This is a genomic window from Dyadobacter sp. CY327, from assembly GCF_021390415.1.
Classification (GTDB): Bacteria; Bacteroidota; Bacteroidia; order Cytophagales; family Spirosomataceae; genus Dyadobacter; species Dyadobacter chenhuakuii.
In genome coordinates, this window is the sequence record NZ_JAJUXJ010000001.1 from 683,665 (window position 1) to 701,632 (window position 17,968).

General features: G+C 47.0%; 10 protein-coding genes. 5 read left to right on the top strand and 5 right to left on the bottom strand.

The annotated features are described in order from the left end of the window. Positions 1 to 266 precede the first annotated feature (266 nt). The 5 genes from LZG74_RS02885 (at position 267) to LZG74_RS02905 (ending at position 11,897) form a co-directional block, all read left to right on the top strand. Positions 267 to 5,663: a S8 family serine peptidase gene (locus LZG74_RS02885; RefSeq protein ID WP_233795136.1), complete on the top strand. Its 5,397-nt coding sequence runs from the start codon at positions 267 to 269 to the stop codon at positions 5,661 to 5,663. Positions 5,664 to 5,750: 87 nt separating this feature from the next. Further along, positions 5,751 to 6,689 (top strand): nucleoside hydrolase, encoded by a 939-nt coding sequence (locus tag LZG74_RS02890; protein ID WP_233795137.1) that lies wholly within the window; start codon positions 5,751 to 5,753, stop codon positions 6,687 to 6,689. 146 nt (positions 6,690 to 6,835) lie between these two features. Then, a complete protein-coding gene (locus tag LZG74_RS02895; protein WP_233795138.1) occupies positions 6,836 to 9,442 on the top strand; it encodes a family 20 glycosylhydrolase in 2,607 nt (868 codons plus the stop codon). A 37-nt stretch (positions 9,443 to 9,479) separates the two neighbouring features. Next, a complete protein-coding gene (locus LZG74_RS02900; protein ID WP_233795139.1) occupies positions 9,480 to 10,727 on the top strand; it encodes an MFS transporter in 1,248 nt (415 codons plus the stop codon). A gap of 9 nt (positions 10,728 to 10,736) precedes the next feature. Then, positions 10,737 to 11,897 carry a DNA-binding transcriptional regulator gene (locus LZG74_RS02905; protein ID WP_233795140.1) on the top strand — a complete coding sequence of 387 codons (1,161 nt, stop codon included), beginning with the start codon at positions 10,737 to 10,739 and terminating at the stop codon, positions 11,895 to 11,897. A 1-nt stretch (position 11,898) separates the two neighbouring features. Here LZG74_RS02905 and LZG74_RS02910 read toward each other — a convergent pair whose 3' ends face one another. The 5 genes from LZG74_RS02910 to LZG74_RS02930 form a co-directional block, all read right to left on the bottom strand. Continuing rightward, a complete protein-coding gene (locus LZG74_RS02910; protein WP_233795141.1) occupies positions 11,899 to 13,944 on the bottom strand; it encodes a M13 family metallopeptidase in 2,046 nt (681 codons plus the stop codon). 29 nt (positions 13,945 to 13,973) lie between these two features. Next, positions 13,974 to 15,464 carry a peptide MFS transporter gene (locus LZG74_RS02915; protein ID WP_233795142.1) on the bottom strand — a complete coding sequence of 497 codons (1,491 nt, stop codon included), beginning with the start codon at positions 15,462 to 15,464 and terminating at the stop codon, positions 13,974 to 13,976. A gap of 162 nt (positions 15,465 to 15,626) precedes the next feature. Beyond that, entirely contained in the window at positions 15,627 to 16,535 is a 909-nt protein-coding gene (locus LZG74_RS02920; protein ID WP_233795143.1) for a hypothetical protein, read from the bottom strand. A gap of 172 nt (positions 16,536 to 16,707) precedes the next feature. Continuing rightward, the gene (locus LZG74_RS02925; protein ID WP_233795144.1) at positions 16,708 to 17,487 is read right to left on the bottom strand and encodes a YgcG family protein; all 780 of its coding nucleotides are present in this window, start codon (positions 17,485 to 17,487) and stop codon (positions 16,708 to 16,710) included. A gap of 3 nt (positions 17,488 to 17,490) precedes the next feature. Next, positions 17,491 to 17,934, bottom strand: a complete 444-nt coding sequence (locus LZG74_RS02930; protein ID WP_233795145.1) for a TPM domain-containing protein — start codon at positions 17,932 to 17,934, stop codon at positions 17,491 to 17,493. Between the last annotated feature and the right edge of the window lie 34 nt (positions 17,935 to 17,968).

Sequence of the window (17,968 nt, forward strand, 5' to 3'; positions counted from 1 at the left end):
GCTGGCAACGCAAAAGTAACGTGGAAAATAAATTGCGAAGTTAACCCAGTGGTCAGGCAAATACAAAATTAATGTTACCTGCAAAATGTGAGCTGAGGATTCACAAAAAATAAGACGCTCAAATAGGGTCGATTGAAGGAGTTATTAATCTAAATATCAATTAGTTGACTTATGGTATTGGTAACTAGTTAAACAATGCTAGAATTAATTTGTAAATCGAGCATATTTACACTAGAATTACCTGTCGTACTTATTATTAAAATGTTATGGAATGGAAGAAACTTTACCACACACTATCGTTTTTCGCACTAACCTCCCTATCAGTTACCGCCCAGAACGGCAAGGATTTTAAGGTCCTTTTAAACAGCGGGTCATTCACTCCCGAAAAAAATATCAGCGCCAGCAAGCAAGGTGCCAATCTCAGAACAGCGGCAGACGGTTCGCGTACTTTCGTTGTGATCCAGTTTGAATCCATCCCGAACAATGCGGAGCGGGATGAGCTCAAAGAGCAGGGCGTTGAGTTGCTGGATTACATTCCGAACAATGCTTACACGGCAACAGTCGCCGGCAATTCGGATAAAAGTGCGTTGGCCCGGATGCACGGACGGGCTATTTTTGAATTAACTCCTGAACAAAAAATGCAGCCGGGACTTGCCAAAGGTCAGCTTCCTGTTCATGCAGTCAAGTTGCCGGGCACGGTAGACGTCTGGATTAATTATCCCCGATCTTTTACTTACCAGGAAATTAACACCCAGTTGAAGGCAAAGGGTTTTGAGATTATTTCGGATCAATATAAAGATTATCAGGTTGTTGCATTGCGCATTGCGGATAACCGCATTAAGGAGCTTGCCGGGCAGCCATTTGTCCAGTATGTGCAAGCCGCACCAGCGCAGGATAAAGCATTTAACAACCGGAGCCTTGTAAATGGGCGTGCCGGTTTGCTGCATTCAACATTACCCAATGGACGTAAGCTGACAGGAAAGGGTGTTGTCCTTGGGCATGGCGATGATGCCAATCCTATGCTGCACATTGATTTCAATAACCGCATTATTAACCGGGCTGCCATTGAAGCCGGGCAGCATGGCATGCATACCATGGGGACCATGGCCGGGGCAGGCATTATGAACGAGCTTTATGCAGGTTATGCGCCCAAAGCGACCATTGTTTCACAAAGTTTTTCCAATATCATTGCCTATTCTCCTCAGTATGTGAATGATTTCGGGATGGTTGTGACCAATAACTCTTACGGTGGCGAGATAAACAACTGCGAAACATATGGCATTTACGATCTCTATTCACGCATTCTGGACGAACAGGCATTTCAATTGCCCAATCTCCAACACGTTTTTTCGGCGGGTAACAGCGGTGGAGGCACCTGTTCTCCGTATCCACTGGGTTTTGGCAATGTAATCAGCGGTTATCAGACTGCCAAAAACGTGATCAGTGTAGGCAATACGACCGATGGAGGAGCGATCGCAAGCAATTCAAGCGTCGGGCCCGTGCGTGACGGGCGCATCAAGCCGGAAATTGTGGCATTAGGCTCATCGGTCCGGTCGACGATTCCCACTAACCTTTATACCAATGGAAGTGGAACGAGTATGTCGAGCCCGGCGATTTCGGGTGGTCTGGCGTTGCTTTACGAGCGGTTTCGTCAGGTCAACGGCGGCGCCAATCCTAAAAATGCATTGATGAAAGCGCTGATCTGCAATGGCGCAACTGACAGAGGAAATGAAGGCCCGGATTATAAGTTTGGCTTTGGCTGGATGGATCTTTCACGGTCTGTGAAAATGCTGGAAGATAAAAACTACGTAAGCGGGTCGGTTGAACATCAGCAAACATTAACGCATAACATTCAGGTTCCGGCAGGAACGGCGCAGTTGAAAGTAATGCTGTATTATAATGATCCGGCAGCAGCAGTGCTCTCCACACAGAATCTGGTCAACGACCTGGATTTGAAAGTATTAGATCCATCGAACAATCCGACACTTCCCAGGCTGCTCGATCCTACGCCGTCGAAAGTAAATGCGACAGCCACGACCGGCGCGGACCGTATCAATAATGTGGAGCAGGTTACCATCAATAATCCTGCTGCGGGGAATTACACAATCTCGGTCAATGGCCACGCCGTTCCGCAGAACCCTTCCCAGGAGTATTTCGTCGTTTATGATTTCATTCCTGCCGCAGCCACCATCACTTACCCGCTTGGTAATGAACGATTGAAAGATGGGGATGCCTTGATCATCAGCTGGAATGCTCCTACGGATCTGCAGAGCACTTATACAGTTCAGTTTTCAACCAATAATGGTGGCTCATGGACAAATATTGCCGCGAACCTGGCTGCTGCAATAAGGCAGACAACCTGGACCATCCCGGCCGGGACGACCACGGATCAAGCGAAAATCAAGGTCATTCACAAGAAGAATAACAATGTGGTTGGCGAAAGCAGCAGCGAAGCCTTTACCATTGTCGGCATCCCGGCCCTGACTTTATCCAACCTGCAATGTGAGGGTTACATCTCCCTTGACTGGGCCGCCGTCCCGGGCGCAACGGACTATGAAATAATGCTTTTGAAAGGCGAAGAGATGATGCCTGTGGGCACCACGACGCAAAACAAGTATGTGCTGAGCGGCATGTTGAAAGATTCTACTTATACCATGTCGGTCCGGGCGCGCATCAACGGGCATCCGGGCAGAAGAGGGCTTGCCATTTCGAGAAGGCCGGACAGCGGGACCTGTGCCGGTACCATTTCCGACAATGATTTAAAAATTGAATCCATACTGACACCAGCTGGTTCCGGCCGAAAAAACACCTCTTCGGAGCTTGGTAATGCGATTTTTGTCAAGATCAGGATCAAAAACCTGGATGATGTGGACTTCAACGGGCCTGTTGAGGTAGGTTATGTTCTGGATGGGCAAGCCATCCCGCCGCAGACTATATCGCCTTTTATCGAAAAAGGGAAAACATATGACCATACATTCAGCGTCGGCGCTGATATGAGCCAGGTGCGTGATTATAATTTGCAGGTTTTTATCCACAGTCAGCCTGATCTGATTTCAGCCAACGACACCCTTACCAAAAGTTTCAGGCAGCTGCCCAATGACCAGATCGCTCTGCCTTTTTTGGATGACATTGAAAACCTGCCTATTCAGACCTGGGTGAAAAGTCAGACGGGGCTCATCGGTGACGGCAGATATGATTTCAGCTCTTCCACTACGGCCGGACGTTTGAGGACGTTTCTGAACACCGGCATGGCCGCCTCGGGCCAAAGGGCGTTGACGCTCGACGCGAACCGTTATTTTTCAGCAGGAAACATCAGCTATCTGGACGGAACATTCAATATGGCCGCTTTTGATGTAGAAGATGTGGATGTAAGGTTGAATTTTAAATACAAAAATCATGGACAAAAGACCAATGCCAACAACCGCGTCTGGATCCGTGGAGCAGACACCGATCCCTGGATTGAAGCTTATGACCTGTTTGCAAATCAAAATTCTGCTCAGGACGGCTATAAAATGCCGCAGGGAATCGAGCTCAGCAAACTGTTGGCTTTGAATAACAAAAATTTCTCATCCAGTTTTCAGGTCCGCTGGGGCCAGTGGGGCAAGATTATCGCCGCCGATTACATGACCGGGGCGGGTTATTCATTTGATGACATTATGCTTTATGTGGTTAGGGATGACATTCAAACATTGGCCGTGACGCAGCCGGCAGCCGAAAATTGCGGTTTAGGCAATGCTGAACCTGTTATAGCACAAATTCGCAACAGCTCAGCGAGGACCATTACCAACATTCCGGTTTATCTGCAACTGAACGATGGTTCCATTATCACCGACACCATTGCTTCGCTGGCCAAGCGGACGACAATCGATTATACATTCAATGACAAAGTGGATTTGTCAGCTTACGGCTGGCATGTGATAAAGGTTTGGGCTGGTTTGGATACGGATAGTTACCGGTTGAATGATACGCTGACGGTAAAAATCCATAACGCGCCGGTGATCAGCGCTTATCCTTATCTCGAAAACTTTGAAAGCAATGACGGCCATTGGTATACCAAAGGAACAAACAGCTCCTGGCAGCACGGAAAGCCCGTTTCTACGCAAATAAATACCGCTCCCAGCGGGAAGAATATTTGGAAAACCAATCTTGCAGGCACAAACAACGACCGGGAAGAATCTTATCTGATATCACCCTGCTTCAATGTTACCGGGCTGAATGCACCCACATTGAGTTTCAGCGTAGCACTCGATATGGAAGTTTGTGACCCCGTGCCGTGCGACATTGCCTACCTGGAATATTCGGGTGATGGCGGCGCATGGACGAGGCTGGGGATTCAGGGGCAGGGCACAAGTTGGTACAACAAAACATACTCCGGAAAAGGGTCCTGGAGCATCCAGGATTTTGTAAGATGGCACGTGGCTACTATTCCGTTGCCCACGGGGTTTGCCAGTTTGAAGATACGCTTTGTTTTCAGTGCCGATAATTTCAATAACAGGGAAGGCATCGCTTTGGACGACATCCATATTTATGACCAGGCCAATGGGATTTATGACGAAGCAAGCACGGGTTCACCCATTACGCAAAATGTTCCTGCCTCCAATAATTGGGTGCATTTTCTGAAAAACAATAAGCTTGTGGCGTCGGTTAATGCCAATGGGCAAAATATCGGCAATACGGATGTGCAGGCTTATGTCAACACTTCGGGCGTCAGACAGGCTAACAGTAATTATTATCTGGATAAAAATTTTACAATCAAACCGCAAAATTCCTATCTGGCCGATTCGGCCGTGGTAAGGCTTTATTTCCTGGAAAGTGAGGCGCTGGCCTTGGTAAATGCAACGGGCTGTAACACTTGTGACAAGCCGGCCAATGCTTATGAGCTGGGAATTTCGCAATTTAAGAGCACGGACCTATCGAAAGAGGATGGTAACATTGATAACAGTTTGGGTATCGGATGGACTTTTCACCCATCGGCCAATGTTAAGAAAGTGCCTTATGACAGAGGTTATTATGCTGAGTTGAAGGTAAAAACATTCTCTGAATTCTGGCTTGCCAAAAACTTCATCGGTTCCGGTGAAGCGTTGCCTGTTTCGCTGATCAGCTTCTCGGCCAGGAAAAAAGATGCCGATGGTGATAAATCGGTTTTGCTCGAATGGCAGACTACTTCCGAAGAAAACTTTGACCATTTCGAGATTGAAGTAGCAGCTGGAAATGACGCCTACCGCCAGAATCAATTCGTGAAATTGGGTGAAATGATATCCCGAGGCGGTCTGAACGTGACACAGGGTTATGCATTTACGGACAAGCGTTCATCGCAAACGGGTGTGCTTTATTATCGGTTAAAAATGTTGGACACGGATAAAAGTTACCGGTATTCGAGCGTTAAACCTGTGTTTTTTGATGATAAACCATCCTGGCAGGTTTATCCAAATCCTTCCACAGGCATGTTTTATGTCACTTATCAGGCCAATACGGGTGCGGAGGTGACCGTGAATGTATATGACAACGGCGGCCGTATATACCAAAGCTCAAAATCGGCAGCAACGGGTTTTGTCCAAAAGCATAAAATGGACCTTACCGGCGCGGAATATGGTTCCGGGACTTATTTACTGGAAGTGGTGAGTGGAAAGGAAAAGCAGGTCTTTCATGTTTTGAAGCATTAAAGCGGTTAAATTTGCGCAAAAGTGTTTTTCTTAATGATTGCCATGCATAAAATAATACTGATATTTTGTCTTTTAACTTGTTCCCACGTGTATTCTCAAACAGGAAGCCGGCTCCCCAAAACATTAATTCTGGATACGGACATTGGCCCGGATTATGACGATGTGGGCGCCATGGCGGTCATGCATGCCTTGGCAGACAAGGGGGAAGTAAGGCCTTTGGCGGTGATCGCTTCCAATAAAAATGAATATGTAGTGCCTACGATCGACCTGATCAACACATATTTCGGACGACCCGAGCTGCCAACAGGAGCGCCGAAAGGAGCGGGAGCGCCAGCCTTTGGCGCTACGCAAAAATGGCCCGAAATGCTGGTCGAAAAGTATCCGCACAAGATCAAAAATACCGCCGACGCAGAAGATGCGGTAACGGTTTATCGTAAAATTTTAGCCAAACAACCGGATCAGAGCGTCACTATCGTCACTATTGGTTTTTTAACAAACCTGGCAAATCTGCTTGATTCGAAACCTGATGCACATTCTCCCTTGTCGGGGCTGGGCCTGGTGAAGAAGAAAGTAAGCGGCCTTGTGAGCATGGCCGGTAAATTTCCGGCAGGACGTGAATACAATGTATATGCAGACTCACTCGCCTCTCAGAAGGTTTTCACGGAATGGCCCACGGAAATCATTTTCAGCGGTTTTGAAATAGGGCAGGAGATCCGGACCGGTGTGCATGTGATTGCAAATGAAAGATTAAAAGGCCCCGTTAAAGATGCTTACCAAATGGCCATGTCCAAAAGCAAGGAGGATGCCAATGGCCGCCAGAGCTGGGACCAGACTGCAGTGCTCGTCGGCGTACGTGGTGTACAGCCTTATTTTGGACTAAAACGTGGGAAAATCGTCATTACAGACGGGAATAACACCTGGCAGGACGACCCCATGGGCCCGCACGCTTACCTCACACCCGGCATGCCAACTGCCCAGCTCACTGCATTGATCGAAGGATTAATGATGTGGGAAGGTAAAAAATAAGGTTCGTTGGCGGACCAGGATCATTGCGGCAATTGCTGAAAGAAATACTAGTATATTTTCCTAAGTTATCAGTAATATTAATGCTGTAATCCGGCTTGCCTGCATAGCAACCGTTAAACTCATAAAATCTTTGTATTTCTGACCCAATGAAGAGAATATTCCTTTATCAGCTTGTTGCATTATGTTTTCTTGTTCTGGCCGGTTGCTCGCGCAGCGGTGACGTTACCAAAGAGCAGGCGCAAAAAATCGGTATTTCGTGGAAGCTCATTACCAATTTTATAGAGCCAGCGCATAGTTTCGATGCCAAATTCACCCTTAGAAATGGCAGCGATTTTACCCTCGACGGCACCAACTGGGCATTGTTTTTCAATATGTCGCCTCGGCCGATCCAGCGCAATAAAACACCGCAGCCGGCTATCATTGAGCATTTGAATGGGGATTGGTACAAAATGGTGCCGGGTAAGGATTTCAAGCTTGCCCCGGGTGACTCTATCATTGTAAATTATACCGGAACAGAAGGCGTCATTAAGGAAACGGATGCGCCGATGGGCTTGTATTTTGTTTTTTATGACAAAGAAGGCAAAGAGAAGGAGATCGTGCAGGTTGCAGATTTCAAGGTTGAACCATTTGTTGCCAAAGAGCAGATCCTGAGAGGAAAAGATGATCTTGTGCCGCTTCCAACGGCGGAGCAGCGTTATAAAGACAATCTCAAATTCACTAAGCTTGGCGCAGAGCAGCTTTTGAAGATCATTCCGTCTCCGGTAAAAATGAGTGCCGGCACGGAGACATTTACATTAGATAGTAAGGCCAATGTATTCTACCAGAAAGGTCTTGAAAAGGAAGCCAAATATCTGATTGAAAAACTAAAAACAGTTACCGGAACAGATTTCCCGATCCGCGAGGGACTGCCGACCACAACGGCGGCCGAGGCTCCGTCTATTGTTTTGAACACAGGAACTGTATCTGTAAACGGCATTGCGAAGGAAGCGTATAAGCTAGGCGTTAATGCAAGCGGGGTGAATATTACGGGCAGTGATGCGGCAGGCGTTTTCTATGGCATTCAAAGTCTTTTACAGCTTGTACCAACGGAATCTTACCAAAAACCGGCTCCATCTATATTGTTAGGGCATATTCAGGTTGAGGATGCACCACGTTTTCATTTCAGGAGCATGCATTTGGACGTGGGCAGGAATTTCCAGACAAAAGAATCTATAAAGCGCGTGCTGGATCTCCTGGCGTCATATAAAGTCAATCACTTTTTGTTTTATACCACCGAGGATGAAGGCTGGCGCGTTGAAATCGATGGGTTACCCGAACTTACGAAGGTAGGCGCGCACCGTGCGCATATGTCAGGAATCAGCGCTCCTGCATTACATCCAAGTTACGGATCAGGGCCGGTGGCAAATGATGAGGGTAAATATGGAAGTGGTTATTACACCCGTGCCGATTTTATTGAAATACTTAAATATGCAAACGACAGGCACATTAAGGTTATCCCGGAAGTGAATTTCCCTGGCCACGCACTGGCAGCGATCAAGTCAATGGAAGCGCGCTATGAACGCTTGATGAAGGAAGGAAAAGAGAAAGAAGCGAACGAATACCGGTTGATTGACCCGGAAGACAAGTCCGTTTACCTTTCGGCGCAGGCTTATAAGAACAATACTGTAAGTGTAGCCCGGGAATCCACTTATCATTTCTTTGAAAAGGTGGTGGATGAATTTGCCAAAATGTACAAAGAGGCAGGTTTGACGATGGATACTTTCCATACGGGCGGAGATGAGGTGGCCGAAGGCGCCTGGACCAAGTCGCCTATGGCCATTAAATTAAAGGCTGAAAATCCGGAGATCAAAGAATTCCGCGACCTACAAACTTACTTTTTCAGAAAACTGCTGCCAAGACTGGAAAAGCGCAATCTCAAAGTGCATGGCTGGGAGGAAGTTGCCCTTACCAAAACCAATGCAGGCATTTACAATGCTAACCCTGAATTCGTGGGCCATCCTGTGGTTCCTTATGTTTGGAACAATGTATATGATGTGGATTTGGGTAACCGCCTCGCCAATGCCGGATATCAGGTTGTACTTTGCAATGTGACGAATTTTTACTTCGATATGTCTTACAACAACGACCCGAAAGAGCCAGGCTTGTATTGGGGAGGATTTGTGGATACGCGCGATAACTGGGCATTTGCACCATTCAATATGTTCCGCACAACGGAGCAGACGGCTTTGGGCAAGCCTATGAAAGAGGAATTCGTAGGTAAGCAGCAGCTGAAACCGGAGGCGCGGAAAAATATCATCGGAATAGAAGCGCAGCTTTGGTGCGAGACGGTGAAAGGCCGTGATATGATGGAATACTCTATTTTACCAAAATTGATGGGTTTTGCAGAAAGCGCCTGGGCAGCGGAACGCAAGTGGGAGAATGTGGCCGACGACGCAGCGCGGAAAAAAATGATCGATGAAGGCTGGAATGTTTTTGCCAACAGCATTGCGCAGCGGCACATGCCAAGAATGAGTTTTGTGAACGGAGGTTATAATTACAGGCTTCCTATGCCGGGCGCTGTGGTGGAAGGCGGCATGCTGAAAGCCAATGTGGAACTTCCCGGACTTGCTATACGCTACACCACGGACGGTTCGGAGCCAACTGCAAAATCGCCGGTTTACGAAGCGCCGGTAAAAGCTGCCGGAACGATCAAGCTGAAAAGCTTTGATATGGCTGGTAGAGCGAGCCGCACGAGCGTAGTTGCCGCCCAGTAAGCACGTCACAAATAGTGGATAGTAAGCCCGAACCCTCATGCAAAGGAATATTTTTATTGTTATCCTGATCCTGCTGATATTTTTTGTCATCTCTTTTTTGACCAATATCCTGGGACCCATTATTCCGGATATCGTCAAAAGTTTCAGCCTGAGCATTGGCCTTGCGGGATTTCTTCCTTTTGCGTTTTTTGTCGCCTATGGGGTCATGTCAATCCCGGCGGGCCTGATGGTTGAGAAATACGGAGAAAAGCCAGTGTTACTGCTGGCTTTTTTTCTTGCTTTTTTAGGAGCGCTGCTATTTGCCATTATTCCAAGCTTTGCCATTGCACTAGGCTCTCTTTTTCTGATCGGGATTGGCATGGCCATGCTGCAAGTTGTCATTAACCCCTTGTTGCGGGTTGCAGGCGGTGAAGAGAAATTTGCATTCTTTTCGGTTCTGGCGCAGCTTTTCTTCGGCGGGGCATCATTCCTGAGCCCCATGCTTTACAGCTATCTGGTGCTCAATGTGCATTCAGGCAATTCCGGGTTTTTAATTGATACATTAAATAATCTTGTCCCTGAAAACCTGAAATGGGTTTCCCTGTATTGGGTTTTTGCCGTTATAGCATTGTTAATGGTGGTGGTGATTTCGTTGGTGAAATTTCCCAAAGTGGACCTGCTGGAAGACGAGCGTATGGATGTGGGACATTCATTTAAAGAACTGGTGGCGAACAAATCAGTCTGGCTGTTCTTTTTGGGCATTTTTGCGTATGTAGGAACCGAGCAGGGCATTGCCAACTGGATCTCTCAATTTTTACAAACCTATCACAATGTTGATCCCGCCACTAACGGCGCGGCGGTGATTTCCTATTTCTGGGGATTGCTTACCATCGGGTGTTTTCTGGGATTGATTTTATTAAAAATATTCGATAGCCGTAAAGTGCTCGTTTTCTTCACTTCCGGGGCTATTTTATCATTGGCTTTCGCATTATTTGGTTCAAAAGCGGTTGCTATGAATGCATTTCCTATCACCGGTTTCTTTGCCTCGGTCATGTATTCGGTGATTTTCTCGCTTGCGATGAATTCCGTTCCGAGGCATCATGGAACGTTCTCGGGCATTTTATGTGCCGGCATTGCGGGCGGGGCGGTTGTGCCTTTAATCGTTGGGGGGCTGGGGGAGTTGTTTGGATTACAAATGGCGATGCTATTCCTTTTTGTGCCGCTGGCTTACATTTTCAGCATTGGCATCTGGGCCAAACCACTCGTTAATAATGATACGATTTCGAGCATTAAGGACATCTTCTGATCATGCCTGATGTATAAAATAATCCTTCTCCTTGACTTCGCCGAAGAATACAGCAAGAGCCTGATGAAGGGGATCAACACGTATTCGAAGGAATTCGGGCCCTGGATCTTTTGCCGGATGCCTCTTTTCCATAGGGAAACAGTGGGGATCGACGGGATTTTGAAATGGGCGCTGGAATGGAAAGCCGATGGCATCGTGGGACAGCTTTACAATAAGGACATTGAAAAAATAGTGCAGGCGGGGATTCCCGTTATAGCGCAGGATTTCAAAGAGCGTTTTGCCGAAATTCCCAACATTACCGGTGGCTATCACGAAGCCGGGCAACTCGGCGCCGATTATTTTCTCAAAAAGGGTTTTACAAATTTCGCTTTTTACGGATTCAACGACATTGTGTGGTCGAGAGAGAGGGCTGAGGGATTTGAGGAGAGGTTGAAAAAGCGCGGGCATGAGGTTCATTATTTTGAGCACAAAAAGGCGCGTTCCACAGAGCTTTGGTATTATAAGCCCAGCTCGCTGAGCCGCTGGCTGAAATCGCTGCCGAAGCCCATCGGCCTCATGACCTGCGACGATAACCAGGGGCAGCACATTACCGAGGCCTGTCGGCAATTGGGAATCCGCATTCCCGAAGAAGTTGCTGTTTTGGGTGTGGATAATGACGAAATGATCTGCGATTTATCAGATCCGCCACTGTCAAGCATTGCATTGGATGCAGAAAAAGGCGGTTACGACGCCGCCAAATTGCTCGATCACATGATCAAGCATGGCACGGCCCATTATTATGACATCATTGTAAAGCCGGTTCAGGTTATTACGAGGCATTCCACGGATATTTATGCTACCAATGATGACCATATCGCGTCGTCATTAAAATACATCCATCAGAACATTGATAAAAACCTGCACGTAGATGAGGTTGTCAAGCAGGTCCCGTTGTCCCGCCGTGCGCTGGAAAAGCGCTTTCTTGAAATTACCGGTTATCCCATTTACAAATACATTTTCAACCTGCGCATTGAGAAATTTACCCAAAAACTGCTCGATACGGATATGTCGGTGTTTGAAATTGCGCTGGATATGGGGCTTACAGACAGCAAAAATATAGCCCGCCAATTCAGGCAGGCTAAGGGGTGTAGTCCAAGTGTTTATCGTAACAGGTACGTTGCAGGCAAATAGCTTACCAGATCACAATCCGGGCTGAATCGGGCAGGATCATTTTGCTATTTGGTGCGCAGTTCCATGCAGCTTCAAATTCTTTTAAATGCGGCATAGGGCCATTGATACGATCTTTTGCGGGTGAATGCGGGTCGGTTTGCACCTGGTTTCGCAATGCTTCGTTGGTCGTGTTCATATGCCAAACCTGCGCCCAGCCCAGGAAGAAGCGTTGTTTCCAGTTGAAACCGTCGATAGGAGCGGGCTCCGCTTTGCCTTTCAGGGATTTTTCCAATGCATAGTAAGCCAATGTTAATCCACCGAGGTCGGCAACATTCTCGCCGATCGTTAAAGCACCGTTGATTTTAAATCCGGGTAATGCTTCAATGCCGCTGAAATAGTCGATGTATTTTTTTGTCAGCTTGTCAAAGTTAGCCCTATCAGAAGGTGTCCACCAGTTTTTAAGATTTCCCTCATCGTCAAACTGCGATCCCTGATCGTCGAAACCGTGCGTGAATTCGTGACCGATAACGGCAATGATGCCGCCGTAGTTAATGGCATCGTCGGCATCGCGGTTGTAAAATGGCGGCTGCAAAATCCCGGCAGGGAACACGATTTCGTTATTGAGCGGATTGTAATAGGCATTCACTGTTTGCGGCGTCATCAGCCATTCGGCCTTATCCACCGGCTTTCCTATTTTGTCGATCTCCTCCTTATGCGCGTAAAGCGACGCTGCAATCACATTTTCAAAAAGCTTATCTTTTACCACATCAATGGACGAGTAATCCTTCCATTTATCGGGATAGCCGATTTTGTAGGTGAATGCTTTCAATTTTTTGTGGGCCTTCGCCTTGGTAGAATCGCCCATCCAGGAAAGTTTGTCGATACGCTCGCCGTACACCGTGCGGACGTTTTCGATCATTTCCGAAACCTTCTTCTTATCTTCCTCCGGGAAGTATTTTTTAGAGAACAATTTTCCCAAAGGCATTCCTAACAGGCCATCCGTTGAACGGATAGCGCGTTCCACTCTTGCTTTCTGCTGCTTTGTGCCGCGCATAACGGTGCTGAAAAAGCGGAAATTCTCCTGGTCAAAGCTTTTGGGGAGATATCCCGCGAACCGTGACAGAAGCTGCCATTTGGTATAAAGCTTTAATGTGGCAATCGGCGTGGCTTTGAGCAGTTTGTTTACGTTTTCCAGGTAAGCTTTGTTCTGGACAACAATGCTGTCCGTCTTGATGTCTTGCTTGCCGGCAAATGTTTCGACATCAAAATCTGGAACGAGTGCCTGGAAACCTTTGAAGGACATCTTGTTATATGTCTTCACGGGATCACGCAGCTCAACATTTGTTAATTGAAGCTTCGCCAGTTTCGTCTCAAAATCCAGGATCGTTTGCCCTGGTTTAGGATCCGCAAATGCTCCCAGCGAGAACATTTTATCCACATGTTTCACAAACTCCTCGCGTACTTTCACTGTGCTCGAATCTGTCCGTTCGTAGTAACTTCTCTCGCCCAGGCTCAGGCCGTCCTGCCCTTGATACAGGACATTGATTTTACTGTTTTTCAGATCCGCATCCACGCCTAAGCCCACAACCGAAGAAACACCAACCTTTTGCAATTCTCCCGAAACCGACGAAAGGTCTTTAAGGGACTGCACGCCATTTATTTTATCCAAATACGGCTTTAATGGTGTTATAGCACGTTTTTCAATGGTGACGGTGTCCAGATAGGATTGGTAATAATCCGCAATTTGCTGTTCCTCGCTTCCTTTCTTGCGATCTTCGAGCTTGACAATTTCGTTTATAATGCCTCTTAACCTTACCTCTTTGTTTTCCTTATCCAACACATTGAAAGCGCCCCAGCGGCTTTCTGTTCCGGGAATCGGGTTCGCTTTTTTCCAGCCGCCATTAACATAAGTGTCAAAATCATCGCAAGCTTTCACCATCGAATCAAGCGAGCTGATATCAAAACCAGGCACTTTTTCACGGGTCGATTCCTGATCATTCTCTTTTTTGCAGGCCGTCATCGCAAGCGAGAATGCCAGTGCCGAATAACATAAATTGGCTAATTTCATTTGTAGTGTATTGAATGTTAATTTTTTGATTACGAGATTCCGCCCATCCAGCCTTTGATAGGCTTCCAGAAAATAAGCAGGATAAAGCCGAATACGGTTGTAATAATAGCGACCTGGTTGAACAAGGCAGGCATTTGCATAATGTTTTCTTCATCAAACCCTCCGGCGAAGATCCCGGCAATGAGGTTACCCAGCGACGCGCCCACGAACCAGATGCCCATTAGCTGGCTTACATATCGCTTGGGGGCCAGTTTCGTATAAGAGCTCAGTCCGACCGGGCTTACGCACAATTCTCCGATCGTGTGCAGGAAGTAAGTCAATGTGAGGAACAAAGGAGATGCGAGCTGGCCGGTTACCGCAATGTTGGAAGCGGCCACCATTACAAAGAAGCTCAAACCCAACAAGATCAATCCAGCCGCAAATTTGACGGGAATGGATGGGTTAAGGTTCTTTGATGACAGATATATCCACAGACTTGCCAGGACAGGCGCGAAAAGAAGCACGAAAGTAGGCTGGAAGTTCTGGAACCAGCTGGACGGCACTTCCCATCCGCCAATAACACGCTGGGTATGACGCTCGGCAAAGATCTGAAGCGATGTTCCGGCCTGTTCGTAACCCGCCCAAAAAAGCGCTATGGCCAGGAACAGGATAATTAACACCACAACGCGATACTGCTCTACGCGGGTAAGGCCTCCGGCAAATAATATAAAGAGGAAGTAGGAAGCAGAAATAATGACAATGATCACACCGGCACCTTTTGCCAGTCCTTGCGCGGTGGTCATATCCAGCACGCCGGAAGTTTGCAAGACGATCAACAGCACGACGAGTGCGCCAATGAAAAGGTAACCGAGCCTTTTGTTGGCTCCGTTTTGCGCATCGGATTCGGCCGTAGCGATCCTGGCCGGCGGCACATCACCCATTCCTTTTAAATAGCGGGCGCTTCCGTAGCGGAAAACGATCAATCCAAGAAGCATTCCAATGGCGGCTGCTCCAAAGCCCATATGCCAGCTTACCCGCTCTCCGAGATAACCTACAATGGCAATTCCAAGGAACGAGCCGAGGTTAATGCCCATATAAAAAATGGAGAATGCTGCATCACGCCGCGCACCGCCCTCGGGATAAAGCTCGCCTACGATCGAGCTGATGTTTGGTTTCAATAAGCCGGTTCCAACCGCCACTGTCGTGAGCCCTAAAAAGAATAGCGTACTGCCGCCTGGAATTGCCAGGATAATGTGGCCCAGCATGATCACGATCCCGCCATACCAAATGGCTTTTTTCTGCCCCAAAATATTATCTGCAAGCCACCCACCAGGCAGTGTCAGCAAGTATACAGATGCAGTATATAAGCCATAAATCGCGGCTGCTTCGCCTGCGTTCATGCCCATCCCGCCACGTACGGCGTCGAGGAGAAAAAGTAAGAGGATTGCACGCATCCCGTAGTAGCTGAACCGCTCCCACATTTCCGCGAAAAAAAGGACATATAAGCCTGTGGGGTGCTTTTGGGAAATCTGTGCAGACATAGAAGAGAAGTGTTTTATTTGGTTTAGCGGGCTGTTTTTTGAAAAAATGATAGCACAAGATATGAAATAACGATAAATATAAATAAACGGATAAAATAAATGCGGTAACCAGCCACATCGGGCCAGTTACCGCATTTACATAAAATTAGGTTGTTCAAATCCTTACTTCACTGAGAACGAGCCTTCTCCAATGGAGAAACCTTCTGAGTAAAGTTCGATCGTGTATTTTCCGGACGCAAATGACGCATCCCTGTCATAAAGAATACTTACGTCCTGGTTATTATTGGTATAAGATACATCCTTACTAATGGTATATCCTTGTTCCTGGCCATTATAGTCAAATACGCCGGATCCGGTTTTCGTATCCGAGATTGTTGCTCCTGATGGATCAATGATACGCAGATAGATGGTCTTGTTATCTGCCGCAGTCAATGGATTTTTTTCAAGAATGAAATCAACCCGGACCTTATCCACTCTTTTGGCTTTCACATTTTCGCCTTCTCTCACTTTTCCCTTGGACGAAACAGCATAAACCTTCACGTTCCGTGCGCGCAATGCTGCAGCCATTGTAACTTTGGATTCCAGCTCGGTGTTTTTGGAAACTACACCTGAAAGGGAATCACTGATGGCCTGTTTGGTCGTTTCCAGTGTTGTTTTCTCCTGAACCAATGTTTCGTTTTGGCTTATCAGCTGCTGATTCTCTTCTCTGAGCTGCGCAATTTCTTCGTCTTTTTTGTTCAGAAACGCTTCATACTCTTTCACTTTTTTGCCCATGGTAACATTGCCTTTACGCAATGCTATACGGTCATTTTCGAGGGCTGCTTTCACTTTCTGCAACTCCTCAATGTCGCCACCCAATCCCTGAACTTCCTGGATCCGTGCGTCGAGTTGTTTCGAAATAGAATCAAGCTTGATTTCTGCTGATGCGAGTTCGTTTACACGAGATTGCAAATCTGTTTCCTGCTTATTGGTGATATTGCGCTCATTGTAGTATAGATAACCAAATACTGCCGCAAGAATTGTCATAAGGATCAACCCGACCAATAGACCGGTATTATTCTTCCTTTCCATATAATTTTGTTTAGGTTAAATAAAATAATTAATGGATGATGTCAAAAAACTATGCCAATACTATACGTTATCGGATAAGCATTAAATGCAAAAAAGGAAGGCCTTATGCAAATTTGCATAAGGCCTTCCTTTTAAATATCAATTGCTTTATAACCAACTCGTAAATAGCGACTTAGTAGTCTCCTCCTGCGCCTCCGCCACCAAAGCTTCCCCCTCCGAATCCTCCAAAACCACCTCCGCCTCCGCCACCTCCGCCCCAGTTCCCGGAAAAGCTTCCTCCCCCGGAATGGGTAGTATATGGCCAAATGATCGGTCCGCCAAATCCGCCCAAACCGCCGCGTCCGCCTCTGCCGCCACCATTATTACGGTTTCGGAACATGAAGATCATAATCACGACAAATATGATTACGAAGATCAGCAATGGTGAGGATGATTCGTCGTCATTAGCCTGTTTGGGATCGGCTTTGTATTCGCCGGTCGCGTATTTGAAAATCATGTCCACGCCTTCATCCAAACCTTCATAAAACTGATTGTTTTTGAATTTGGGCGTGATCACCTGTGAAATGATCCTTTTGGCAATGGCATCGGGAATGGCACCTTCTAGACCATAACCAGTGCTAATGTATACTTTCCGGTCTGTGGGCGCCCATAGCAACACGATTCCGTTGTCTTTGTCTTTTTGTCCGACACCCCATTCCCGGCCGAGCTTCAGTGCATAATCGGCCAGTGGGTAATCGCCGGTTGTGGGCACAATAACGATCACAATCTGCGAGGAAGTGGAGTCATTGTAGGCGACGAGTTTCTGTTCCAGCTGTGCCTCTTCGCTTGCACTAAGCTGATTGGCAAGATCATTCACCAACCGCGGAGGATTGGGCCTTTTAGGTATATCCTGCGCTGCCACACGTAGGAATGTGAAGCAGATCAGACAAAAAATAATGAGGGCTTTCTTCATAGATCAGTGCCCGAACGAAATATCGTCCGGTAGTTCGTTGATGTCGCCAGATTGGTAGGGGAAATGCTTTTTCAATTGAAAACCGGCTTCTGCGATTCCTTTTGCAAGCCCTTCCGAATACTGCCCGTTTAAAAAATATTGCCGGAGAAGATCTTTTGTACTATTCCAGAAATCAGCGGTAACCTTCGCATCAATTCCTTTATCTCCTAAAACAGCGAACTTACGGTCTTCATATGCCAGGTAAAAAAGCACCCCGTTTTGTTCTGCTGTTTTATCAAGGTTCAGAAAAAGGAAGACTTCCTTGGCCCGCTCCATCACATCCGGATCAGGGCATTTCTTTTCGATATGCACCTTTACTTCGCCGGATGTTTGTTTTTCAGCTTGCTGAATTGCTTCAATGATAAGCTGCTGCTCCTTTTCATTAAAAAAGAGTGGATCTGTGGCCATGATGATCTGGTTTATTACTTAAGAACCAATGTGC